Source organism: Segatella copri (assembly GCF_019249655.2).
Taxonomy (GTDB): Bacteria; Bacteroidota; Bacteroidia; order Bacteroidales; family Bacteroidaceae; genus Prevotella.
This window is the reverse complement of record NZ_CP137557.1, coordinates 3,102,866-3,127,455: the sequence shown is the minus strand read 5'-3', so window position 1 is coordinate 3,127,455 and position 24,590 is coordinate 3,102,866. Positions and strand designations below refer to the sequence as shown.

At 44.0% G+C, this 24,590-nt stretch carries 17 protein-coding genes and 1 pseudogene; 1 reads left to right on the top strand and 17 read right to left on the bottom strand.

Annotated elements, in window-relative coordinates:
- Window positions 1-61: 61 nt before the first annotated feature.
- From KUA49_RS12865 to KUA49_RS12855, 3 genes are read right to left on the bottom strand one after another with little or no spacing between them, the layout of a single operon-like run.
- Window positions 62-697, bottom strand: a complete 636-nt coding sequence (locus KUA49_RS12865; protein WP_218411614.1) for a single-stranded DNA-binding protein — start codon at window positions 695-697, stop codon at window positions 62-64.
- Window positions 698-733: 36 nt separating this feature from the next.
- Window positions 734-2,173, bottom strand: a complete 1,440-nt coding sequence (locus KUA49_RS12860; RefSeq protein ID WP_218411615.1) for a glucosaminidase domain-containing protein — start codon at window positions 2,171-2,173, stop codon at window positions 734-736.
- A gap of 47 nt (window positions 2,174-2,220) precedes the next feature.
- Window positions 2,221-8,082 (bottom strand): zincin-like metallopeptidase domain-containing protein, encoded by a 5,862-nt coding sequence (locus tag KUA49_RS12855; protein WP_256624746.1) that lies wholly within the window; start codon window positions 8,080-8,082, stop codon window positions 2,221-2,223.
- A 483-nt stretch (window positions 8,083-8,565) separates the two neighbouring features.
- On the opposite strand from KUA49_RS12855, the gene KUA49_RS12850 reads away from it, so the two are divergent.
- Window positions 8,566-10,131, top strand: coding sequence for an ATP-binding protein (locus tag KUA49_RS12850; protein ID WP_218411617.1), 1,566 nt, complete (start codon window positions 8,566-8,568; stop codon window positions 10,129-10,131).
- 158 nt (window positions 10,132-10,289) lie between these two features.
- Here KUA49_RS12850 and KUA49_RS12845 read toward each other — a convergent pair whose 3' ends face one another.
- The 14 genes and pseudogenes from KUA49_RS12845 to KUA49_RS12780 form a co-directional block, all read right to left on the bottom strand.
- Window positions 10,290-12,407, bottom strand: a complete 2,118-nt coding sequence (locus tag KUA49_RS12845; protein WP_218411618.1) for a hypothetical protein — start codon at window positions 12,405-12,407, stop codon at window positions 10,290-10,292.
- Window positions 12,408-12,417: 10 nt separating this feature from the next.
- Complete coding sequence (locus tag KUA49_RS12840) at window positions 12,418-12,690, bottom strand: hypothetical protein (RefSeq protein ID WP_119226759.1); 273 nt, start codon at window positions 12,688-12,690, stop codon at window positions 12,418-12,420.
- A 525-nt stretch (window positions 12,691-13,215) separates the two neighbouring features.
- Window positions 13,216-13,500 (bottom strand): annotated as a pseudogene (locus KUA49_RS12835) (M23 family metallopeptidase); the annotation flags it as partial.
- Between the two features lie 110 nt (window positions 13,501-13,610).
- Window positions 13,611-14,612 (bottom strand): hypothetical protein, encoded by a 1,002-nt coding sequence (locus tag KUA49_RS12830; protein WP_318331615.1) that lies wholly within the window; start codon window positions 14,610-14,612, stop codon window positions 13,611-13,613.
- A gap of 22 nt (window positions 14,613-14,634) precedes the next feature.
- Window positions 14,635-15,321, bottom strand: coding sequence for a DUF1566 domain-containing protein (locus KUA49_RS12825; RefSeq protein WP_218411620.1), 687 nt, complete (start codon window positions 15,319-15,321; stop codon window positions 14,635-14,637).
- 12 nt (window positions 15,322-15,333) lie between these two features.
- Window positions 15,334-15,834: a hypothetical protein gene (locus tag KUA49_RS12820; protein ID WP_218411621.1), complete on the bottom strand. Its 501-nt coding sequence runs from the start codon at window positions 15,832-15,834 to the stop codon at window positions 15,334-15,336.
- 12 nt (window positions 15,835-15,846) lie between these two features.
- Window positions 15,847-16,698, bottom strand: coding sequence for a conjugative transposon protein TraN (gene traN, locus KUA49_RS12815; RefSeq protein ID WP_218411622.1), 852 nt, complete (start codon window positions 16,696-16,698; stop codon window positions 15,847-15,849).
- A 20-nt stretch (window positions 16,699-16,718) separates the two neighbouring features.
- Window positions 16,719-17,981, bottom strand: coding sequence for a conjugative transposon protein TraM (traM, locus tag KUA49_RS12810; protein ID WP_218411623.1), 1,263 nt, complete (start codon window positions 17,979-17,981; stop codon window positions 16,719-16,721).
- Window positions 17,982-17,983: 2 nt separating this feature from the next.
- On the bottom strand, window positions 17,984-18,316 hold the full coding sequence (locus tag KUA49_RS12805; RefSeq protein WP_119226755.1) for a hypothetical protein: 333 nt from the start codon (window positions 18,314-18,316) through the stop codon (window positions 17,984-17,986).
- A gap of 20 nt (window positions 18,317-18,336) precedes the next feature.
- The gene (traK, locus tag KUA49_RS12800; RefSeq protein WP_119226754.1) at window positions 18,337-18,954 is read right to left on the bottom strand and encodes a conjugative transposon protein TraK; all 618 of its coding nucleotides are present in this window, start codon (window positions 18,952-18,954) and stop codon (window positions 18,337-18,339) included.
- A gap of 2 nt (window positions 18,955-18,956) precedes the next feature.
- Window positions 18,957-20,084 carry a hypothetical protein gene (locus KUA49_RS12795; RefSeq protein ID WP_119226801.1) on the bottom strand — a complete coding sequence of 376 codons (1,128 nt, stop codon included), beginning with the start codon at window positions 20,082-20,084 and terminating at the stop codon, window positions 18,957-18,959.
- 232 nt (window positions 20,085-20,316) lie between these two features.
- The gene (locus KUA49_RS12790; protein ID WP_218411624.1) at window positions 20,317-21,054 is read right to left on the bottom strand and encodes a DUF5045 domain-containing protein; all 738 of its coding nucleotides are present in this window, start codon (window positions 21,052-21,054) and stop codon (window positions 20,317-20,319) included.
- Between the two features lie 33 nt (window positions 21,055-21,087).
- Window positions 21,088-21,921, bottom strand: a complete 834-nt coding sequence (locus KUA49_RS12785) for a hypothetical protein (RefSeq protein WP_218411625.1) — start codon at window positions 21,919-21,921, stop codon at window positions 21,088-21,090.
- Window positions 21,918-24,587: a hypothetical protein gene (locus tag KUA49_RS12780; RefSeq protein ID WP_218411626.1), complete on the bottom strand. Its 2,670-nt coding sequence runs from the start codon at window positions 24,585-24,587 to the stop codon at window positions 21,918-21,920. The genes KUA49_RS12785 and KUA49_RS12780 overlap by 4 nt, the downstream gene beginning before the upstream one ends.
- Between the last annotated feature and the right edge of the window lie 3 nt (window positions 24,588-24,590).

Sequence of the window (24,590 nt, the reverse complement as noted above, 5' to 3'; positions counted from 1 at the left end):
GATGCCTAAAACACCTACTGCCAATACTGCAAACACATAAAATACACGGAGTAGGGAGTGCTTAAGATGGCTGCTGCTCTGCATTTGCTTCTGCCGTCTTATTCAGTTCCCAAGGTGCTATGCTCTTTACCTTGCATTCCAGCTGCAACTCTCCCTTGAACACGTCTAGCTGGAGATCGCCATGTACCTCTACATATTTATCTGCTGCCAGATACTCTTCATGAATAGGGGAGAGATTGATGAAACTTACCCAGGTAAACTCATAGTTCTCGCCATTCTTATCAGAAGAGAAAGCTGAGAATGACTGCATAGGCTTACCCTTCTTGCTGTTGAAATCCTTGATACCTTTCTTCGAAATCTTGCCTCTGAACTCCATACTGCCCACAAGGCGGTCTGGCGTGGTGGACTCATTGAACTCAATATTTGTGTCTGTACGGAGATTCAAATAGGTGCTGCTGTCGTGCTTTCTGATATGAAGCACACCGGAAACGGTTACTCTTCTTCCGGCAGAATAGTTGGCTGCACTTTGTGCATCACCTGGTGCTGAAACAGATATATACTGCTCCTTTACTGTACCATCCTTACCTTCAAAAGGTACCACCATGGAAAATGAAATGAACTTTTCACCTTCCTTACTTGTTTTCTCTTCTGCGGAACTGGTAATCACTCCACAGGTTGTTACATTACACTTGATCATAATTTTTTGTTTATTTGTTATCTAATAAATTTTCTGTTAAGCAAGACGCTGGCTCTGCTGCTGACCCTGCTCTGGACTTTCTGCATCGAACATCATACTGGCATTTGCTTGTATTTTCTGTACGTCGCTTCGGCTCATTTTCACTACATTGTTTTCTTCTGTCTCTTCTACCTTTGCCGCTTTGCTGAAAGCTAGTTCTTCGGCTTCGGCTTGTTCTTCGCTCCTTATCTTCAAGCCCAGAGTGAGAGCGGCTGAGAAAAGGGAAGAAATCAGGCTGGAGATGATATCCTGACCGCTACCTAGCGTTTCACCATTCTGCTGCATCATATAGCTCAACCATTCCGTAGGGTCGTTGGAATTAGTGATGGAAGCCAGAAGTGCCATATTGCTGTCTTGCTGTTGGTTCGTCTGCTGTGAAGGCTGGTTATTCAATGCCATACTGTTACGTGCTTCTGCAAGATAGTCTTTGCCGTTTCTATCCAGTGAAGTGGTGATGCCGCTTCTTACCTCCATCTCTGCTAGATAGTTCTTCGGATCGAACTTCTCCCACTCTCCATTCTGATTCTGGACACTGGTTTCAAAATGCAGATGGGGTCCGCTACTTCTTCCTGAATTTCCCGACATGCCCAATTGCTGACCGGCATTCACGATATCGCCCTTTTTCACGTCTATCTGGCTCAGATGCATATAGGTGGCACGTATGTTGGTACCATCCTGTCGGTTATATTCCACCGTTACCATATTGCCGGCAGCACCATTATTGTGTTGGACGGCAACCACTTTTCCATTATCTTCCGTTGCAGCCACCGGGAAATACTTTCCTTGGGTTGACAGATCCAGTCCACCATGCAGATGACCAGTACGTGATTCATGGAACTGTCCTGTTACCTTCACTTGGGCTAGGTCTATCGGCAATGCCCAATTTCCTTGAAGAGGATTCAGTAACTGCTTGGAAGGGGTAGAGGCTGGAGTGGAAGGGGCTTTGCCGTTCCTCATATATCCAATCTCCACGCCTTGCTGACGAGCCTGCTCCAATGCCATCTGGTCATATTTGTATAACTGGTTCTCACCGATAAGCTTGATGAGCTTCTGGGCATAGGTCTTATCTGAGGCATAACCGGCTGCCCTGATTTGTATAGCCCAGTTCTGATAGTCGGTAGAGGAGTAGTTGAAACATTTTCTGTAACGTGAAGCCATCAATACTTTAGAATGGTTCTCCACGCTCTCCTCTACACTGCCATAAACCCTGAATGCTTCCGGATAACTGTGGTCATCCACCTTCATAACGGTGGGACCTTTCCAGCTGCTACCGGCTTTCACACCGAAATAATTATTGTAGTTTGCTGCCAGGTCGGATTTGCCATGACCGCTTTCCAATGCCATCTGCTGCAGGGTGATAGAGGCAGGAATGCCGTATTTTATCTGTTGGTCTATTGCCAACTGGGCATATTTCTCATAAAAGTTCTGTTGTGACATTCTTTTTTGGAGTTTAAAGAGTGTGCCGAAAGGCGCACTCTTATCAATTAATGTAATCCTCGTCCCCTATGGGAAGTTTGCTCTACCTGTTCTTCCTGCTCCTGTTCAGGGGCAGGGGAGTCCTGCTTTACAGTTTCTTCTGTTTTCACAGAGGCTTGTTGGTGGACATCACTTTTCACTTCTTTCTTGATGAAAGACTCAAAGATGACAGCCGCCAGGCGTTGCTTGTAGTCACTCATATCTTCTGAAAGCCACATCTTGTTCCACTGTGCCTTGGAAACCGGGGCATGCATACGTTCTCCATTCACGGTAGCAAAGATAATGTGTTGCTTCGGATCGTTGCGCTTAGCTGTAATACAGATGCGCTCAATCTTGGCATCGCCGATATCTACCTTTCTAGGGGTTATGACATCCACCCTGGTATCCGGATGCTTGGTTCCCAGCTCGTAATACTTCTTAGCCAGAGCGTTGTGAACAACTGCCCTGTTCTCACTCTTCAAGGTGGAATAGAACTGGTTGACATGCTCTTTATTCGGATATACGGCAAAGGACGGCTCGTTTTCAGCCTTGATAAAGAAAGCATAGCGTCCCATATCGTCCGGCAAAGCCTCGAAAGTGGTAATCTTGACTTCCTTCTTTGGGGCAAGCTTGTCCTTCAAGTCAACGGTTTGTTGGGTGAGCAATTCATATTGCTTCAGTTTACTGACAGTCACCTCTTTACCCTTGTAATAGTCGTTTGACTCATGAAGGCTCAATCCACCACCGGCATTATAGAAGCTCACTTCCTTAACTCCCATTTTACCGAGGGCAGTAAGGATTCTCTTCTTGTTCATTCCCGGTACTTCATTGTTTACCTGAAGGGAAGCCCCAGCAGGTAGGATTATATCTGCAGTTTTGTGCTTCTTGTCCAATACAACAACCATTTCCTTTGTTTCTATGGAAGGAAGCTTTGCCAAAGAGAAACTGATACTGAAACGCTCAGGATTCTCTGTGAGGATTTTTCCCGGTATTTGTCCACGGATTTTCTTATAGTCCACCTCTCGTTTTGCAAGGATGCCGTCGATGGTTTCTACTGCATTGTTCACATCACGCTCCAGCACTCCCAACATCTTCGGGTTTTCCGTCAGTTCTCGCTGCCAGTAAGGAACCAGTTTTTCACTTTCCTTGGAAAGGATGGCTGGAAGTCCCTGGCGTGTCATCAGCACACCTGCAGCCAACTCCTGTACCAACTTCTCATGCTTGGCATCGTCTTCCGGAAGGAAACTGTTTCTGCCGGAACGGTCAAGACGGTTTTCTGAGCCTACAGCGGCAACTACAGCCCGGTAGATATCATTTGCCTTATACAGTGTGGCATGATTCTCATCGGCTGTTTTCTCACTCATACCGCTGACAACGATTTTGTCATCTTCCTTATCGTATTTGGCATCCTGGACAACCATGATACGCTCATACTTCATGCCGCTCTGGTCGGCAACAGCCTTGGCGGTGGAGTAGGCTTTGTTCAGAATGGCAGTATGATCCTGTACAGGAACGCTTACCTTTTTTTCCTTCGGACTATCAAAGAAGGCTACGCGATTACCTGCCCGGATAATTTTAGGAAGATACGTGTCAAGATGCTGGCTAGGGAAGGAGATAAAAGCCACTTCCTTTCCATCCATCTTCTTTTTTTCAACTTCTAAGTTGAGAATTTTAGCCACTTCTGAGGCTTTTTCCCCATAGATTTCATAGGAATCTCTCCTCTTGACCGGAATCACCATGTCAGGATATTTATTCTGATAGTCGTTATACTGCTTCAGCACAGATACCGTCTTCTCTTCTGTCTTGACGAAAGGAGCCCCCTTTGTCTTCACCAGGTTGCCATAGGCTTCGTGATCCTTAGCATTCATAATGGTCTGGTCGACATTATAGATATGTTCCACCACTCTTGATGCATGTTTGGAATAGAAACTCTTTTCTTCATCAGAGAGCGTGTCGTATTTCTTCTGGGTGATGATATCATCATGGTTCATCACGTTCTGGTAGTCCCAGTTTACCCAATTAAATCTCAAACTCTCCTCATTTCTTTTTACTGGCAAATTATTTTCTGCTGCTGTTTTATAGAAAGTATAGACGTTGGTCTTATACTTGTTGGCATCTGTGTTGAGAGTCATCATGATGCTGTTATAGGCTGTAACAGGGGTATGGGAATGGATAAACTCAGCCGGCTGACGCTGGGCACGGTTCATCCAGACTCCATTTTTCTCGGAAGCAAGACCGAGGGCTGCAAAGAGCAGGGCAGCATGGCTTACTGGCTTTTTCTCCTCTTCTTTCTTTGCCTGCTCCTCTTGCTTCTTCTGCTGTAGTTTCTGCTCGGCATCCTTTTGCTTCTCTTCATCGTGATACTCCTGGTGCTGCTGTTCCTCGGCAATGGACTTGGCTTTCTGTTCTGCCTCTTCCATCGGCATACCTTCAGCTGCAAACTGATTTGCCATGCCAGCAACATCGGTCTCGATATTGCTATCTTCACGAGGAACTTCTACCTGGTTGTCTTCATCAAGAGACTCGGCTTCTTCCTTGTCTTCTTCTATAGCCTGGTATTCCTCATTCTCCTGAAGGCTTTCATAGACAGCTTCCAGATTGGCATCAAGGGTCTGGTTGACATCATAGTCGAAAGTATGTTCTTTCATCAAACCTATATTGGTAACATGCCCCACTTCTACCTGATTTTTCTCCTGGTTATACTGGAAGTAGAGGACATCATTGTTAGGCATGGTGAAAGCTGGTATCTGAGCCTTGATCCCGGAAAATTGCTTGGCAACACTCTCATAGGCTACTTTTTTCACATCCTCAGAAGCATCCTGGTCCAAGCCATAGCGGTCAATATTGTCAAGAACCTCTTCTTTTGTCTCCTTACGCATGAGTTCATAGGTTCCTCCATTTCCATTATTGTAAACCACTGCATAATGGTCATCCTCATCGAGGATATCATCACTGCCATACTTTTTGGCATTTTTGAAGGTCTTACTCTGCTCCAGTGCATCGCCCTGGTCATACATTTGAGCAAGCTGGAGAATCTGCTTGTAATCGCCCTTCTTCTGCAAATCGTCAAATTCCTGCGTATCATCTGTTGATTGCAAGTAGGCGTATGAATAATAATAAACATCACCCTTCTTCTCCTGGGTGACAGAAGCTTTTTCCTTGTTTTCTTTTTCAGGGGAAGCCTCTTTGGTTGATTGATATTGCTTCATGTTTGCAAATTTTTGCCAAAGGTCGCCCACATTCTTCGTAGTGCTTCCTTCGTGATTATACTTTGTACTATAAATTTCTGGCTTTCCGTCCTCGGTAGTATAGGCAACGTTGAGTGTATCTTTCTCTTTGTCATACTCCACCGTAAGGACATCTCCCGACGGCATCTCCAGCTTATTGTCTGTGATTCGCCATTTGAGAGCTGTCTTTTCTCTCTGTTCAACCTCTTCTTCGCTCAGCATCCGAAAATCATCCAGGCCAGTAAGGTCATCATGGGCAATGGACAGGTTATGCTCCGGACTGCTCGACAGATCGTAGTCGAATGTATACAGTACGTTCATGCCTTCAGAGGTCATCTTGCCAACTTCTATCTGGTTGCTTTCTTCGTTATACTGAAAGTCAAGTACTTCTCTGTTTGGCATGGTTAGAAAACGTGGCTCATGCTCTGCAAACTCTGCCATCTGCTGAGCTGCATCCTCGTATGCCAACTTCTGCACGTCAACAGAAGATGCTTTGATTTCATCGTTGTCGTTGATATCGCCAATAAGTTCCAGAACCTTTTCCTTTTCAATTTTGCGCAAAAGATCGTATGTACTATTCTGCTGATTATAGGTTACAGCGTAAGAACTGTTTTCAACAAGAACTTTGTCCTCAGAATTTTTGGGTGCATTCTTTCGCACTTTATTCAATTCAATGAGGTTGTTCACATCCATGATTTCTGCCAGATGAAGCAGTGCTTCATTTTCGCCGTTTTCACGGTGATTGTCAAATGCCTTGGTACGCTCAGAAGACTCGAATCGGGCAAAAGAGTAATAGTAGCTCTCATCAATTGGTCTTTCAGAAGTTGCTGCTTGCCCCAGAGAGATACTTGCAGTGTATTCTGCTCTAGGAATAAACTTATGCTCATCTTCAAAGTATCTGTTACCATAAGCTCTGCTTATGTTGGCTTGATAGTCATAGATGATGGCTTGCGCCTGTTCTACACGATGAGTAATTTGCTTGATTCGATGATCTAGAATGTCTATTTCTTCCTTTTTGTTTGCAATAGCAGTACTGAATAGCAACCTGGTACGCATTGACTTGACTGCTGCATATTGAGAAATGAGATGATCATAGGCTTTGTTCATGTCGTGGATTGTTCTGCCTTCCTGATGAGGATACCGAATGTTGGGAAGTCTATCTGCTCCAGATTCGATGAGTTCTCGATTACTTGCGCTATTCATCCACTCGCTAACGTAAGAATTATCCTTAAAGTAATCTCTTAGCTCGGAGATGCTTTTGATTTCCAAGGCAGAATGACCTTCATGCTCGCCATCGGTGAAGCTGTTCATCAGGATGGTGAAGTATTTCTTACCGGAAAGAGCGTTCTCTTCAGAAGTTACAGGATTTTCATTTATAGCTGATTCCTTTACTTCGGCTTCGGAATTTTCCTGTTGGCTCAACTCTACTTCCTCCTGTTCTTCTGTTGATTCCGCCTCTGTATTTTGGGCGGTTTCAACTTGCGAAGGTGCAAAAGTCTGTGTATTGCCTAACTGAGCATTCTCTTGATTCTCATTGGAAAGGTTCTCCATCTCCTTTTCATTCTTTTCACGCTCTTCCTCGCCGTCTAAGTTACCTTCAAGTAAAGCCTTTTCTCCCAGTTTCACGCGCTGTTCGTCAATGTGCTCGATTACCATAGCAGAAGCCTTATTGACATCAGACATGACTGACAGGAGAAACTTCGGTTCCTTTTTCAGAGCACTCATCCAACTCTTAATGTAGGCGGTGTTGTTATCACGGATTCTGCTGTCAAAGCCCAGGGCACTGCCTACCATGGCTGCCGTAAGTTCGGCTACCAGCTCTTCCTTTGCATATTCCGAACCGCCAAATTTTCCGTCTGGATTTAAGCGGTTCAAACGGCTTTCATGACCTGTGGAATGTGCCATCTCATGAATAAGGGAGGAGTAGTACTCTTCACCATCCTTATAGATTTCTTCTGGCGTATCACTGATCTTAAACTGGTCTTTGCGAGGAACTATAATCAAGTCCTTGCTCTTGTTATAAAGAGCACTAGGGTTCTGTTGGTTATATTCCACGTGGCAGACCCAGGATTGGGAAGCCAGCATCTGGTCGATAGCGGCATTACAGTACATACCTTTATCGTCCTTGATCTCTTTGGTCTCAAACTTGGAAAGCAGGACATCGTATTTCTCCTTATTCACCTCTTCCAGATTGGTTTGGTCAATATTCCACTCTTTAAAGATTTTAAGATAAGGAATAACCTTATATTTTTCATCCCGCTCTTCTTTTGGGAGGCTGTCGTATTCCTTCAAAGTGGCTTTCTTGCCGTTTTCACGATTGTAAATACTGAGTCCCCACTTGAAAATAGGTATACTTTTCTCACCTTTCTTCGGATGAGCTCCCAAATCTCTGATCTGTTTATGGGTAAAATAGACAGGAACCTTATAGTTCTTTTTCATTGTGTGAAGCTGACACAAAAAAGCATTACTGCCAGTATACACTCTTCCTGTAACATTCTGAGGTAGTCCTATCATCGCTTCACCATCTGTCCAGCCTTTCTTCCAGTTGCTCGCTTCAATAGTCTCCATTCTGGCGATTATCATATCAGCAAATGTTTGGAGAGCTGAATTGATTCTGGCTTCAGCCCTTTCCTTTTTTTCAGCATTTAACTCTTCTCTTGTCATAATATTTTGAATAATGATTAAAATTATAGGGCAAAGTAACTGATTTTTTTTCATTGAAGAGGTGCTTTTGCGATATACCTTTGAAATTAACAATTGCAAAACAGTCCACTTTGGGGAGCTGCTACAGCTCAAACTTCCAAATTTGCGTATTTTTAAAGGATTTTGCAATATAAATTTGCGTATTTTCGTATATTTCATGGAAATAAATTTGCGTATTTTCAATATTATTCGTATCTTTGCACTGCGTAAGTATCTGACTCCTTTCGTCTAAATTCAAAAGAAAGTGTTAAGTCTTGAACTTTCACATGTGGTTCAAGAACGGGCTGAAGACCCAAAAGCCTTCCATATAATTAAAAAAAAGATACGAATAAAAGCTATGATTTTACTTGCAACGGGAATGTTGCAGGAAAAAATAGGGAGAAAACTTGGTATATTCAGATTTTCTTCGTACCTTAGCAGCGCAAAACGTAAAGTGCGTAGAATATGGCAAAAATAGTAAATAAATATCCTGTAGGAATACAGACCTTTGAAAAAATCCGCGAGAATGGCTATCTCTATATAGATAAGACCCAATACATTGTGGATTTCAGGGAAAAGAAAATGTCGTATATATTTCTGAGTCGTCCAAGGCGATTCGGAAAGTCGCTCTTTGCTTCTACCCTTCAGGCTTATTTTGAGGGAAGAAAGGAACTTTTCGAGGGATTGGCCATTGCTGATTATGAGAAAGATTGGGTGAAGCATCCTGTGTTACATTTCGACCTGAGCGGTGCCAAGCACTTTGATGCTGATGCCTTGAACAGTTATCTGAATCTGCAGCTTTTACCCTATGAAGAGCTTTATGGTAAAGGTGAAGGTGAAAATTATCCTAACGAAAGATTGGATGGAATCGTAAGGCGAGCTTACAAGCAAACTGGCGAAAAGGTGGTGGTTATCATTGATGAATATGATGCCCCATTGCTGGATGTGGTGCATGAGAAGGATGAACTCAAGCAGTTGCGTCTTATCATGCAGAACTTCTATAGTCCTTTAAAAAAACTCGACCCATATCTGGAGTTCATTTTCATCACGGGAATTACTAAGTTTTCACAGCTCAGCATCTTCAGCGAACTCAACAACCTCGACAATATCAGCATGTTTGACCAGTACTCTGCAATTTGTGGTATCAGCAAGACAGAACTGACCACAGCTATGAAACCTGATGTGGAAGCATTGGGGGAGGCTTTAGGTGTATCTTACGAGGAATGTCTAGAAGAATTGCGCCAATATTATGATGGCTATCATTTCAGTGAACATTCTGAAGATGTGTTCAATCCGTTTAGCCTGATAAGGGCTTTGTCGGGGCAGAAGATTGACGCCTATTGGTTTAGCTCCGGTACGCCAAGCTATCTCATTAAGAGTTTGCAGAAGTTTCATGTAAATGTGACTAACATCGAACAGAAGAGCGTGAGTGTTGACGATTTTGATGTGTCGCCCGAGCAGATGACCTCTGCTTTGCCTCTGCTCTATCAGAGTGGTTATCTTACCATCAAGCAATACAAACCGTTTACCAAGAGTTATAAGCTGGGCTATCCTAACCAGGAGGTGAAGATTGGTATGCTGAAGAGTCTTGCGCCCAATTATCTTTCGCCGGTTTCTGTAGATAATAACGGACTGGTGAATGAATTTGTGGAACTGGTTTATGAAGGAGAAATAGAACAGGCAATGGTCCGCCTGAAGGCCTATCTCTCCAGTATCTCAAACCGTTTAAGCAATAAGAATGAACGTGATTTTCAGACCGTCTTCTATCTGATATTCAACCTGATGGGTGCCCTTATCAAAGTGGAGGAGGATAGTGCCATAGGCAGAGCTGATGCCGTGCTCCATCTGCCTGAAGCCATCTATGTGTTCGAATTGAAATACGATGGCTCTGCCGAGGAAGCCTTGAAGCAGATTGATGACAAGGGTTATCTCATTCCATATTCAGCCGATGGCAAGCGATTGTACAAGGTAGGTGTGAATTATGATAGTACCCAGCGGACTATCAGCGATTGGAAGATCAAGGAAGAATAAGAGTATCTGAAAATCGTTGATAGTTTTGATATATTATTTTAAGTTCAACCCTTGGTACGTGATGTATCAAGGTTTTGTGTTTTCTAACAGTTAACAAAATCCTCCCGATTCTCACGAACCGGGAGGAACAATCAACTCTTTAAGTTGGCATTTTACTACTATTTAATACCTATTTGTTGTGGAACGGAATTTTCCTGTCTGTTAATCTGTTCGTACTTGTGGGATGCCAAAGACTGATTCTCATCATACTTTTTTAGTACTGCATTTGCCAGGGTATTTAGTGGTATTACACCTTTTTGATAGGCATCTGCAGCACTGTTTGAAATATTGATGACGCAAGGGCTTCCATCAATGGTTGCTATCATGGAACCGCCTTTCATTGTGACATCTGTAATACGTGGGTTCAACTTCTCATCTTCGTATTTTTTATACATTTTAAGAGTCGAACTGCTTCTACTTAAACCTTCCTTAAGGGATGCGTGACCGGCATTATTAAGGATGTTGACACCACCAAAACCTATCAGCAGCATCTTTATCAGAGGGTTTCTGATAAACATACTGCCTACGATTGCAGCCAATGGCATCAGGTTATCCTGCATCTTCATGTTAGGGTTTTTACCTGTAAACATACCGATAAGCATATCAGGAAGCATGGCAAGAACATAGCCGAGATTCTTTGATACAGTACTGAAATCATGCAGTCCCATCTGTTTCAGGATATTTCCCCATCCTGCAAATTGCTGACTATTATTACCTGTCTGCGAGTTTTGCTGAGTGGATTCTGCCTGTTGTGTCTGAATGGTTTGTGACGAAGCTGGTGTGCTTTGTTGAGCATAAGGAAGCCGTGTACTACTTGCTGAAGAACGAGTAGGAGTAGGAGAGGATGAATGCCGGTGTTTCTTTTCAGGAACTGTACCATTGATGGAAGCATTCAACTTTTCCATTTCTACTTCCCACTGGTCTTTCCCTTTTGCCGATGCTGCTTTTCGGGACTGATAAGGGGTATGCTTATCTAGATAGTCAGCAGATCTGGCGTAGTCATAGGCTCGTTGACTTACTTCTTTCAAAGACATCTTCTTGCCACCGCATTTGATCCAGTCCTTCTCCTGCTTTGACATTTCTATCGCAAGGGAATGGAACGTGGCAGCAAAGGCTCTGTTCTGTTTAGCTGTTTTAGCCAACATCCATCTGGGAATTTCAGTGTTACCCTTATAGGCGATGCATTGTTTGGAGAAATCGGTCTTGATGGTATTGAGTAGCTTTGCAGAATTACCCTTATGCTGAACCAGCAGGGCGTTGCTGGCTTTCTTGGCAGAGTCACTTACTGAGAGTGGAGCCACCTTGATTTTTCTGCTTAATGCACTGTTGATGTTGTCAATGAACTCAGTACCGCTCTTGCGATACTTTGCAGAACCTGTCTGTATCTTCTGTAATGCATCTGCATCGCCAAAGACTTCTTTACTGCTCTCCTTGGCGTATTCTTCTTTTGACCAGTCTTTGGATGATTTGTGACCAATAAATTCTCTGATACCGAAATCTGAACCTACACCAAATCCTGCTTTAGCTATAGCCTTCGTACTTCCGGAAGCAACGCCGCCAAAACCGCCCATCATAGCTGTGTCTATAAGACTCGCACCCAAAAAGCCGGTAGCTTTAGATAAGACAGAAGGGTTGTACATCGCCTCTGCCTTGTTTTCTACCTTTTCACCGTATTCGCCTTTCTTTAATCCCCAGGTAGGCATTACAAAGGCTATCAGACTGTCTGAGAAAGTTTTTCTCGCTATGTAACTTGCAGTATTTCTCGGAACCTTTTCCCTAGCCAGCTGCTCTACCATAAGCATCTCAAAGCGGTGCATCACATACGACTGGGCATATTCAAAGAGTTTCTTGGATTCCTTGCCGCCATTCTGTACCACAAGATTCTCATAGAAAGCATAAACGAATGTACTGTAGTCATTCTGCAATCTCTTGTCTTTGTTCCATCTCTGATTACATCTTTCAATGAGATCGTCTGTAGACATCTTATTCCATTTACCATTGGCATCGACTTGCTTTTTGGCACGATAAGCTGGGGTTACACCGTGTCTGCTGTCAACAGCCTGTGCCCAAATGGAACGGCCGCTCTCCTTGTCTATGGCTTCCATGAACTCCTTTGTCTGGTTTTTCTCTATTCTCTTTTTCTCTTGAACCAGAGTAGAAGCCATGTATTTACTGTAATACTGGCTGATGCAATAGTCAACCTGCGAGAAGGGTTGATAGTTATTTACTTTTGCCATAATTCTGTTTTTAAAAACCTAAAATCTGCTGACGAGCCTGTTCTATGGCTTTATAGTAAACAGACATCTGTTTCGGATAATACCGGGAAAGCCATTCATTAAGACCAATCTGGTCTTCGATGAACTTTAAAGCCAGCTGGCGTGTAATTTCAATAGCTTTCTCTCCCTTTTCTCTACCATTAAACCAGGCTTTCGTCCAGCATCTCGTACCAGAATTGTCAAAATACACAGAAGCTTCCCTGTCTATATCATAACTCTGTACGTCTATCTGTAAGTCAAGCAGAGGGTCTATGGTTTTTCCGTCGTTGGCAATTTCATCAAAAAGTTTTTTTTTTTGAGTTTCATCCCAGGTAGGAAGATAGATGTTATGATTCAAAGCCATATAGCTGAGGAAATCATCTATCAAGACATCCTGCACCTTACCGGCAAGGATGCTGCTTCTTCCGGAGAGTCCGAGAGGATTACCTATTGAAGGCATGCTTTCAAAAAAGTAATTCTTCTCGGCTGCCTGACGGAATATGTTGCGTAAAGACATATCTGCCCTTTTGGAAGAGGTATATGCTCCGCTCACGAGGTCATTCCAATAGCTTGGAAGCCATCGGAGCATCATCATTAATAGGGCATCTTTGTCTTGTTCAAAACTGTTTTCTACTTTCTTGTCTCCCAGTGTTTCCATGGATGGCAATTGACTGATTCCCATGGCTGCCAGCTGTTCGATGTTCGCCCATATCATACTCAGAAACTCGGCAGGATCGATCTCTGCATCATCAAAGCGTACCCCTATATGAAGGAATCGTCCGCTCTTTGCGATTTCCTGACCAGCAACAACCTGGGTTCCGTAAGGGGTATAGGCTTCTGCTATGTGACCGTAGGTAATTTCATACTTGCCGTATTTGGCTACAATATAGTTGTCGTAAACCGCATCCTGTCCGGCACCGATGATGATACCTGTGGCAATGGCATAGAGAGATTTATCACTAGCAGGAAAATCAATTCCTTTGTGGAAAAACTTTTCTCCTGTCAAGGGATGATTCTGTTCGCCAAAGGCTAGGGTAGCCTGTATGTTGTCTTTTTCTTCCAGAGGGAAAGGCATCATATAACCACTGGCACTTTCCAGAAGCATATCTTTATAATTCTGTTTCATTTTTATTGATTTTAAGAGGTGAAAACAGCTCCTCACCTCATGATTTTATGAGAAATACATTAACGTCTACGATGAACGGTCATGGAAGCGTCTTCTTCAGGGGCAGGTGTTGCTGCTACCTGAGGGGCTACGGCAGCTTGCATTGGGCGGTTCATCTGCTGTTCCTGGACATGAACAGAACGCAGGTTTACATTTTTCATGGTCATACCGCCCAAGGCTAGACCTGCTATCTTACTGAACCATCCGTAACGTCCGAACATCATATAGGATGCCAACAGCATACTGGCAAGGTTCATCTTACTGATATTGCCACCTGTAACGTTAGCAAGGGCAGAATTGAGATTATTCATCAAACCGCCGCCCACTCCTGATTGCCCCTGTACGCCCTGTACTGCTGACATGCTAGGATATTGGGCAGTGGTTGGGTCATAATAACCATTACCATGATTTACCATTCCATTGCCATTGAACATACCGCCTACGTATTCCTTTCCATCGTAATAAAGATTTCCGGCTTCAGAACCTACGTTACCGAGCGTACCTTTCAGTTGGTTATAGACATTGGCTCCTTCTGTGCCAACGTTACCTATTGTGTCCTTCAAGTGATAATATACATCTGCGCCTTCAGCACCAACATTGCCAACCCCAGTTTTAATAGACGAATATGCACCTTCGCCTAATAAGGTGTCAACGGTTTTTTCACTTACGGATTTTTCATTACCATAAGCATCTTTATGACTTCCGAGAAGAAGGGTAGAGGCAGAATCAACAAGTCCCTTGTTGGTGCCTTCTTCTCCTAATGCTTTTTCCTTTGCAAAAGTCAAAAGACCTTTCTTATAACCAACAATAGGAAGAGCTACTGCGGTCATTGCTGCGGAAGATTTGGGATGCTCTACTGCAAATTTTACTCCACTTTTAGTGGCAGAGCCAACTGCTTTAACACCACTTTTAACGTAAGGAAATGCCATTTTGGAAAACGTCATAATATGAGGAGCTGCAGCTTTACCGCCTTCTACGGCATTTTTAAGAAGGGATTTACATAATACTGACCAAGTTGCCATAATTCTATATTTTTAAGTTTGTTTACTCGGGATCATATATCTCTACGATTGCTCTGGCTTTATGCCGCTGCGTTTTTTTGGTAGCGAGAAACCTACCATTATCTGTGGTACAGAGCCAGGCTTGAACTCCCGGATTATCCTCTACTTCCGTTGATGTCCAATACCAGCAGTCTCCTTCCAAGGCTATAGGTGTGCCACCCAGTCTTTCCAGAACTGGATTGATGACTCTCGCTGAGGATGCAAGCAAACGCTGTTCGGCTACACTGGGAAGGTAGTCGCTCTGACCATTGGCATGAAAGTTGATCATTTCCATGGCTAAAGGAGAACCCTTGCCTGTTTCTGCGCTGTAGCTGTTATACATGGCTACGGTATTCTTGAAACCACAGAATGATGTTATATCTGTACTGGTTCCATTTACCATACCCACGGAATCACAGAACACCTCATTGAGTTCATCAAACATGACTGCCAGGGCAGGGTGGTCATCTGTTTTCTCGGCAAAGACAACGCCTACTGCCTTTCTTTTTGTCTGGTTGAAATAGGAAGCCGTGTCCATGCAGCTATGGTCGTTACAGAGAACATAGCCTACATGTATATTTCTGTCAATGGGTTCGTGATTGTCACACGAGGTACAGAGAATTGTGATGAGGGTCATCATCAGTACCATGCCCAGAACCGGATGGGTGATACCTTTTATTACTAATTTCATAGTTCTTACTTTTTACAATGGGATTTTTACACCGAAGGCTGCACCTGTTCTGAAGGTATCTTCGCCTCTTATGACAATATCTTCCTTGACTAGGAAGAACACACTCCAACCATTATAGAGATTATAGGTGTGCTCATAGCCAATATGACCGGCGGTAATCACCTTATCGAGGTCACTACCACAGCTGACACCTACTCTTACGTTTCCATGATGGTTCCTGCCTCGGTTCACGCATGGCTTGTAGGCAAAGCCCACAGCCCACGCACGATAGTTGCGCCAGAAGGAATCACTGGTGATATGACCGGCTTCCTCGTCTTTCTTATATTTCAGATACATGGTTCCGAAATACTCCCAGGCATTGTGATAGTCGGTTTCATGTTCGTAGGAGAGGGTGGTTTCTACCCCCTGGGGGTAGCTGCCACCGACACCTAACATCAAATGGTTGCCATGACTCTGGGCATACATTGCTGTTGCCGAGAATAGGGCGAACATAACAGATAGTATCTTTTTCATATATTCTTTGCTTTATTGTTCTCTGAGAAGAAGTGTATCGAAGGCATCTGCTGCCAACACATCCTCGTAGTCGAGGTTCATGGAAATGGTTCGTCCGGAAATCTGCTTTTCCGACAACTCGATGGTGAGCACCTTATCGTTAGGGAAGGTCATCTTCTTCAGAACGATGATGTTCCGATAGCCGCTCTTGAACCTTACGGAACGGTCCAGTACCAGGGCAGGTTTCAACTCGATGGTCTGGATGTTGGTAGCCTTCTGCTGTTTCTTGTCCTGGAGCTTCACTCTCAACTCGTCAATATCGAAAGGAAGATTGGTCTTGTTTGATACCGAGAAGTCGATGAAGAAATATTCTCCTACCACATAGATGTTGTTCAGTCGCATAGTCATCTTGTTGTGGGTGGTGAAGGTACTTCTGTACTTGGCAGAACTTTGCCATACCTTCATGGCATAGCTTACCATATCTACCGTTGACATACTTACATCGGGATTGTGGAAGGCATTGCGCTCGATAAGCTCCACTTCCTTATCGGTAACCGCCTCTTCTATCCTGCTGGTATAGAGTAGGGCATACTGTACTCTGTAACGCTCCGTGATAATGGTAACGATACCCATCACTTCGCCATCCTTATGATTACCTGTAACCGGTTTGAGGCGGATGACATTATCCAACGGCTTGTCGCCCACAATACTGTCGGTTGAGATATCCACCAGACGGATGGGTTCTGATGCTGTAATAACGGTGGAAACATGCTCATTGATGGTGAGCTGTTCCATATTGTTGAAGCCCTTTTGGGCAAATGTTCCTAAAGCTACACCCAAACACATGAAAAACAGTGTAAAGGCTCTCTTTTTTATATTCTTCATATTGTTACTTTCTTTTTGTTTTACTTTCTTTTCTCTTTGTCTTTCTGGCTTTCATCCATAAGATAAACCTTAGTGCCATACTTCAATCGTACCTTATTCTTCTTCACGGCAGTACCGAAGGCGTTCATGACCTTCTGGGTGGCATTCTGGGCAGCCTGGTTTGCCCAGCTGCGAATACCGGAAGATGACGTGGTTGAATTGTCAAGCATGGAACCGCCCTGCATGGCTGAACTGGCTATATCCTTGGTGGCTTCCCTGAAACTGCTCAGTGGAACATACAAGCCCTCCATACCATCGGTATCATAAATACTGAGGCTTACCTTGATGATATCTTCATCATAGAAGATGCTTTCTACCTTACCCTGCACACGCTGTTTGCCGAAGCCGCTCATGGTGGCATACAGATAGGTTCCCTTCCTGATGGTTTCGTCTCCAATCTCTATATCGTCCAGCAGACGGAGTCTCACCCGGCTACCATCTACAGCTTTCACCTCTTCATCAATGATGGCTGAAATGAGTTTGTTCTTGCCATCGGCTGCACCTAAAGTATTGAAGTATTCTGATACCTGTTTGGTCTTCTTCACTACTTTTTCTGGTTCGTCTTCACTGTCAGCGGTTCTGCTGTTGTCATAAGAAGCATTATCTGAATGGCTGTTGTAAGAGGCTGTACTTCCAGTGGAAGGAGTTCCACTTACAATGTTGCTATTTTCATGGGGTCCACCTTCTGAGACTGTTTCGTCATTACTTGTCATATAGCTGTCGCTACCAGAGAGAGTCTTATTCATCTCTTCCCAGCTTCTCTGTCTTCTCCGGCGTTGGGCAGAAGCGATTTCAGAGTCTTTCAGAGGATCTACGAAATCGTCCTTGTTGGCATCGCTGCGGTTGGCTCTCACACGTTCTTGCATTTCTGCAAGTTTTCGCTTTTCCTCGGCTTGCTGCATGCGAACTTTCCTGGCTTCATCCTCGCTGTACTTAGATTCAAAATCCTTTTTCTGATTGACAGAGTCATTGTCGTTCTCTACATTCTGCACTCCGGAAAGGTCTGAGATTCTACCAAACTGATTTTCCGTATTGGTCATCTTGTCTCCCAGGATGCTATCGGTATATGCCTCCGGCAACTCACTCGACAGATAATCCGTTGTCTTCAACTTCTTGTTGGTAGTATCTGAGACTTCAACGTTGAACATGTCAATGATGAAATAACCAACAAACAGAAGTGGCAGATAGATGATAGCCGGCAACAGATACTTGGGCTGCTTGAAGTTAATTTTCTTTATATCCATAGTTATCTCGCTTTTTTAAGTTCACGCTGCTGGTGCAAAGCCTGGTCCACCTGCTCTACAGCTGTACGGTGTGGTACGTTCTGGCTTGCCTTATAATATCTGATCATGTTGATGATGTTAAGGGCGAAAAGACTGATGACAAATCCGAAGACAATCACCAGAAATCCTACTCGATGGACATTTGCCCAGGATTGAATTTTCATTACCAGGAGCGTGAGCTTGGTTTTGTTGGCAAATTTCCTGCCGGCTTCTACCTCTCGCTCATATTGCTCCTTATAACGAGGATCATTCTTATCCGGCATTTTTTCTCCCGCAAGTATTTTCTTTATATCCATATTATATATAGGTGTATGTATTAATAATCTGACTTCTTGGTTTCTTCCAGATCCTTGTTTTTCAAGGTTCGCCAGTTGGTGATGAGGATTCCATGAGGGTTGTTCTCTGTTCTTGGTACTCTCTTCAAGTTTCCTGCCGTTACAAGTTGGCGCATCAGAATGCTGGTTCTGCGCTCTATTCGCTGTCTGCCGTAGTAGACGAAGGTGAGGGAGTCGGTATTCAGCTTGATGCTGTCACAATAGATGCTGCAGATGGTACTCGTACCGATGATGTTGTTATAGAAGCCCTTTTCTTTCAAAGCATTATACTGTGCCAGACCGGTCTCGTCAACGAGATACATTGCCTTGCGCATCGTATATTGGATATACTTGTCATCCGGTGCGAGAGTGAAGAAGAACTGGTGGAACATTTCTATATCACTCTTTGCCTCTACGTCGAAGGTTTCATCCATCGTGGTTTGTTTCACCAGGATGGGGACGTTGCCGTCCAACACATACACTTTCTTATGGGCATCGTCAACCATGCCCCTTGCAATGAAGAAACTGCCTAAACTCACGATGATGCAGCCTATCAGAAACAGGCTGCTCACTACCATCACAAGTTTGATCTTATTCTCTACATTCTTTAATACTGCCATATCTATACGATTTTAAAATTCATAACGGATGATGCGCCTCTCTTCACCTCTGAGGAAACACCCTCACCGAAGTTACGGGTTGAGAACGCTGTATCGCCTTCCGGTATCATCCAGGCTGCAAGGTCTGGAACGAGGTTGAGACACTTTAAGGCTACCACTGAAGCTGCCAGCAAATAGCCACAGGTCATAAAGGCGTTCTGGATATAGGCTGAAGCTGACCCTTCACTCTGGGTGATAGCCGTCAGGTTTTCTACCTGTACGCTCAATACGATATCAAACAGTAATAGGACATAGAAGCCTACGAAGTAGAGCATGGCTCCATAGAAATGTACCGTAAGATATCGGGTAATCCATTTTGACCAGACTCCTTCCCATTTAGGCAAAACACTGAAAGCCCACTGAATCGGTCCGAATATCGTGAGCATGCCCAGCAGAATCTGTTGGCAGAAGATGGTACTCCACCAGCCTATTCGGAAGATGACCAGGGAGAGGAACATAACTATTTTGTCCAGTCCTATCATCAGTCCCACAAAGGTGGAATTGTTTTCAGCCTTTGCTGCCTGTTTGGCTACCTCTACCGCATCAGCAGTTCCTGCACTTTCTGCAAGTGTTTCCTTACTTTGGCTATTTGCGATGTTCGTGGCTGCTGCATCCAGATTTTCTTTCACATCTCCACACACGGAATCACGCTTGTGTATCAGCGGCAACAGCTCATTGTATTTGTCGCTCACCTGTACTGCCTCGGCTTCATAGAGGTCGTGCGTGTAGGAACCGATACAGTTAGGTATGTAGGCGAGGGCATCCAAGATACATGCATTGGAACCGGCTCCGATACCACTCTTGCTAGGTGGGTACCAGAGACACATCACCAGAGCTATACCCAGGATCTTCATGATTTTTAAAACATCGATAGGCTCGTTCTTTACCATCATCTTATAGGCGATACCTCCTGCTACGACGATACTGAAGAGTGCGCCCAAAGCCATGCTCATCTGCAAGATCCACCAGAAGGGACCGTCTGAACCTATAAAATCCTGGTTACACAGAAACTCATTTGTCTGGAAGACCACGTTGTCAATGTCTTCCTCAAACAAATCAACGCCAATGGTTTGCGAAAGATCGCTTACCATATCTTTTATTCCGCCAAGTGTTCCACCACTTGCAGAATCCAAAAATAATGTACTAAATGCCATTTCCTGTTGTTTTTTATTTTTGCGCAAAAATAATGCAATTTTCATAAATACCCTGTATGAATATGATATACCTTTGAAATTAACAATTGCAAAAGCTATCACTTCTTGCCGTTGTCTTCATAAGGCTCTTATCATACAAGGGGCTTACACCTTATTATATATAGGGAGTCTAGTTCTTTTTATGGAAACCGTTTACGGCTAGTGAATGTTGCCACCTTCCCAAGGCATCTGTGGCTACCGTAGCATTACTCGTTACCCGGTCTACCTTCGTTGCCTTACTGCTGACTTCCTTCATTGTCTTTACAGCTTTCAATGTGCGAAGCTGTTTAGTCAGAGTAAGGTTCTTTTTTACGATGTCACGGTAGATGGTAAGATATTCTCGCTTTCTGCTTCCCAGATCCATATAGGACTCTCTTGTTACCTTGATAGCAAAAGCGAGACTATGATACACATTACTCCAGTCTTTGTAATCGTCAGAAGTTCCACCATATAGGGTTATCTTGTTGATGTTCTGCTGGAAGTTGCTCATGGCTCCTTCTATCTTTCCCTTTTCCATCTGCCAGGCCACATCGGCAGCTCCTGGAGTACGGTTGGCGATATTCAGTGCTTCGACCTTAGCTCTTCTGGACAAGACTGAATCTACATTTTCTGCAAGGGAGATTTCCTTCATCATATTCTGCTGCGTCTTGGTACGGAAACTCTGCTTGTTGGTAAGGGTGGCTGACTTCTGGTAGTTTTTATGCGTGAGATTATAATATTCTCTAGGAGTAAGGCTCCCGGCTCCAATCTCCATCACCGTAAACTGGTTCATGATGGCTGACTCATGATTATATGTCTGGGCTGACAACGGACTGCTGCTCAGCACTAGTAGGAATGCTGCAATATTGCCTTTGATTAAACTTTTCATTGTATCTTGTTTTCTGTTGTTTTATATGTTCTTTCAAATTTCTTCTTCACTCAACCGCTTGTTACCGAGAAGTGATCCGCCTCCGAGGGGTGCTCGTTTCTCCGACTCACTGCTGCCACCGGCACGTGAGTTCTTCAGTTTGGCTATATACTGTGCCTTCTTCCATGAATCATAGGCTTCCATAGCTAGGTTCTCAATGGTCTTGCCACGGTAGAGTCCATCCTTCCAGAAGCCTTTTCGCATAACCATATAGCTGTATAAGGTGAAATAGGCATTCTTTACTGCGGAATCGATATCGTCCATGTTGTCATTGATGCATTGAAGACAAATCATCATTGACTGGGCATCAAACTCTGCTGCTCCAGTAAGGTAGGCTGCCAAATCTATATAGGAGTCATACATGGATATGGCAGAGGTCTTTATCTGGTTAATGGCTTCTGCACTGGTGGTATAGATAACGGCATCGGAATTTTTGACGTTTCCCTTCAGAAGGAAGTTTGTCTTATAATCATCCAGGAGTTTAAGATACAGTTCTACATTACTCTTTACACTCCTGTAGGTATTCACGCCATGGAATGCAGTGGCAGTACCATTGAGTATCAGGTCGATGATGTCGAAGCATCTTTTATAGCGGTCGATAGCCTTGCTGGTCTCCTCGAAGCTAGTGGAAGATTGGGAAAAGGCTTTATGGGCTTCCAACACTCCCATCTCTGCTGCTGCTCGTATGCCAAGTACGGTTCTCACCTTCTTATGGTTGCTGATCATGGTCTCCAGTGAGCCAGCATCATAGTCCAATATGGCAAAGCTCTTCGCCGGGAAGACGAAAAGCATTGCCATAATTACAAATACCAAACCCTGTTTTTTCATTGTTGTCTTGATTTACTGTTGTTATTTTTATCAGTTTCATTGTCTCCACTCACCGAACCCTTCAAAGAGGCTTTCTGAGCTGCCCTGGCAGATGCGTCCTGCCACCTGGAGAGGGCATAGTCAGCGATGGCTCCACGCGAGGCTCTGCCCACAGCATCGAAAATCTTGTGCTTCAGGAAATCCAGGATGGTTGTCCGGCTGTCCATGACCTTTTCGAGGAGAACGAGCTGGTTGTAGATAGATACCAGCTGGAAGTCTATCTCTCTGGCTACATCCAGGCGGTCACAAGCCCAGAGCAGGTGAATGGCATCAGCATCATCTTCCTCTTCAGAAAAACCTGCATAGTTGTATTTGATGCTGATGTTGCAGTCCGGAAGGTCTTCAATGAGTTCCTTCAACTTGGCATTTACCTCTTCTGCACGATCTTTCTCACTCTTTTTCATGTCGAGCTGCATCACGGCAACCACATTGTCGGCAGCATACTCACTGGTGAGTTTGAAATCTACCGACAGGATGGCTCGGTGGATTCTTACACCCAGGAGATATTTCGGTTTCTGGGCAAGGGTGAGGGTAGCTGTATAAGTTACCAGACTCTTGACAGTAGGGCAGTAGCCGTGACGGATGAAGATATACTGGTTGTTACCATCTACCCATTCGCCCTGGTCGGACCACTGTATCTGATACATTCCTTCCAGCTCAGCCATGTTGTCATTGATTCTATACTTTCCATCCCTGTTATCTGCAAGGTCTTTATAATACTCATCAATACCATTGTTAAGTTGATTGAGCTGTTTTTGAGTAGTATTCAACTGCTGTTTCAGGGCTGCATTAGCATCAGAAAGTTCGTCATACTGCTTCTGCAAGGCATTTGCCTGGGTCTTGTTACCCATGAAAAGAGCTTGGCTTTTCTGTTGTAGGAGAGATTGCATCCTTTTGTCATTGTCGGAAATCTGTTTCTTCAAGGATGCAATCTGATTTTCATATTCCTTTTGCTTATCAAGCAGCGTGTTGATACCTTCTCCTTCCGAATCCGGCGTAGGCTCCTTTGCAAAGCCTTTGGATGCTTCGTTGAGATGATTACCCTGTTTGCCGTTCTCCTTCCAGTTGAAACTGCCTTCTCCTAACTTGGCTCCACCCTTACAGTTTGCCACGAAACTTACAGAACTACAGCCTTCCATCTTCTTCTCATCTGCCATTGTGTAATAGTGAGGGTCATCACATTCAAGATGGTAGATTATGCTCTCATCTTGATCGGATGTCTCATCTTGATAGCCCTGGAGACGGATCTTCATTTTTTCCTTGAAGGTTTTCAGATCCATCGTCTGGGAGTCAAAGATTTCCTCATAAACTTCTTGTTTGATGTACCATGAGTCTGTTACAGTCATATATACAGAAAAGTGTCTGCCTCGCCAATGCTTCGAATGTGCCCCAATACCACCACTTTTATCACGCACATAATTGTAAGAACGTTGTTCGTAATTCAGACTTATAGTATGCCCTGGATTATTCTTTTCATATTCCTTCTTTTTGCTGGCATTCCAATCGGTGGAATTTTCCGCAGCTGTCTTTAGCTGATTATACTCAGATGTGGTAAGAGTTGGAAATGGAGGAGTAGAAGTTTTCATATAATTACATTTGTAAATCCAACCAGTCCAAGAGTCCTCGTTATTTGTGCTGGCAGGAGCAGACGGACAATATGAGGCAATTTCTTTTTTGCCACTGTCTACTGTATAGATATACCATCTTTGGGTATAGTATTCTCCTTGGAGTTCTTTTACATAGTTGCTGATATAGCCGCTCACATTGTAATCGTCTATCTTGAAGAGGTTGGCAACACCCTCTGCATCTGCAGTTTTGATGACGCTCATCAGGATATTCTTTACATTACCGGCATTCTTATAGTTTTCATACTGACTTTTGAAGCTCTTGAACATGTTGTAGATTTCCTTCGGCTTGGAATGAAAAATCTCTCCAATCTTGGATATCTCAGCCCAATTACTGTCGGCTGTATTCTGTCCGATGGAAGCCAGCTTGCCTCCGAGATTCTTGAAATCTTCAACAAAATCATCTGCTGACAACTCCTTACCAAAATCTCCCAGATGATCCAGCAGCTCTTTCCAGTTGACCTCACCGCCCATTCTGGCTAAGTCAAATACAGCCTGCAGCTTGTCATTGACGAGAAGGAACTGGACATCCTTGAAGGAACGTCTGCCATTGGTACACACCAGTTCAAACTGCTTACAGAGCTGTTCCACATTGGTGGTGGTTTTCAGAAGGTAAGGACCCCAATAGATGGCATTCTCTGGCTGTTTGACCATCAGGGATGACACCGTGATGAACTTCGGCATAATCCGGTTTTTCACCAGATCCAGGATTCTAGTGTAGTAGTAGTTTTCCTCTGACGCAAAAAGACCAGGGTTGCGCATGGCAGCCCGGTCTTTCTTTTTGGACACTAAAATTCCGGCAGTGGCTACGGAAGCTGACCTGTAGTGATTGAGAATATTTTGCAGGTGCCCGTTTGCCATTGTCTCCATTGCTATTTCCACCTCATAAGCGGCAGTCATGGCAGCAGCTGTTTTCTTGTCGATGTTGACGTTGTGCCAAACCACAGCCATCATCTTGTAGGAAAACAGCATCAATAGTAATAGGGTATTGATTCTTTTCATTGC

Excerpts from the sequence above, each read along its gene's own strand:
- KUA49_RS12825 (WP_218411620.1), bottom strand. The coding sequence starts at position 15,321 with ATGAAATTAGTAATAAAAGGTATCACCCATCCGGTTCTGGGCATGGTA.
- KUA49_RS12790 (WP_218411624.1), bottom strand. The coding sequence starts at position 21,054 with ATGAAAAGTTTAATCAAAGGCAATATTGCAGCATTCCTACTAGTGCTG.
- traN (WP_218411622.1), bottom strand. The coding sequence starts at position 16,698 with ATGAAGAATATAAAAAAGAGAGCCTTTACACTGTTTTTCATGTGTTTG.
- KUA49_RS12780 (WP_218411626.1), bottom strand. The coding sequence starts at position 24,587 with ATGAAAAGAATCAATACCCTATTACTATTGATGCTGTTTTCCTACAAG.
- traM (WP_218411623.1), bottom strand. The coding sequence starts at position 17,981 with ATGGATATAAAGAAAATTAACTTCAAGCAGCCCAAGTATCTGTTGCCG.
- traK (WP_119226754.1), bottom strand. The coding sequence starts at position 18,954 with ATGGCAGTATTAAAGAATGTAGAGAATAAGATCAAACTTGTGATGGTA.
- KUA49_RS12830 (WP_318331615.1), bottom strand. The coding sequence starts at position 14,612 with ATGGCAACTTGGTCAGTATTATGTAAATCCCTTCTTAAAAATGCCGTA.
- KUA49_RS12850 (WP_218411617.1), top strand. The coding sequence starts at position 8,566 with ATGGCAAAAATAGTAAATAAATATCCTGTAGGAATACAGACCTTTGAA.
- KUA49_RS12795 (WP_119226801.1), bottom strand. The coding sequence starts at position 20,084 with ATGGTAAGCGATCTTTCGCAAACCATTGGCGTTGATTTGTTTGAGGAA.
- KUA49_RS12860 (WP_218411615.1), bottom strand. The coding sequence starts at position 2,173 with ATGTCACAACAGAACTTTTATGAGAAATATGCCCAGTTGGCAATAGAC.
- KUA49_RS12820 (WP_218411621.1), bottom strand. The coding sequence starts at position 15,834 with ATGAAAAAGATACTATCTGTTATGTTCGCCCTATTCTCGGCAACAGCA.
- KUA49_RS12865 (WP_218411614.1), bottom strand. The coding sequence starts at position 697 with ATGATCAAGTGTAATGTAACAACCTGTGGAGTGATTACCAGTTCCGCA.
- KUA49_RS12805 (WP_119226755.1), bottom strand. The coding sequence starts at position 18,316 with ATGGATATAAAGAAAATACTTGCGGGAGAAAAAATGCCGGATAAGAAT.
- KUA49_RS12785 (WP_218411625.1), bottom strand. The coding sequence starts at position 21,921 with ATGAAAAAACAGGGTTTGGTATTTGTAATTATGGCAATGCTTTTCGTC.
- KUA49_RS12855 (WP_256624746.1), bottom strand. The coding sequence starts at position 8,082 with ATGACAAGAGAAGAGTTAAATGCTGAAAAAAAGGAAAGGGCTGAAGCC.
- KUA49_RS12845 (WP_218411618.1), bottom strand. The coding sequence starts at position 12,407 with ATGGCAAAAGTAAATAACTATCAACCCTTCTCGCAGGTTGACTATTGC.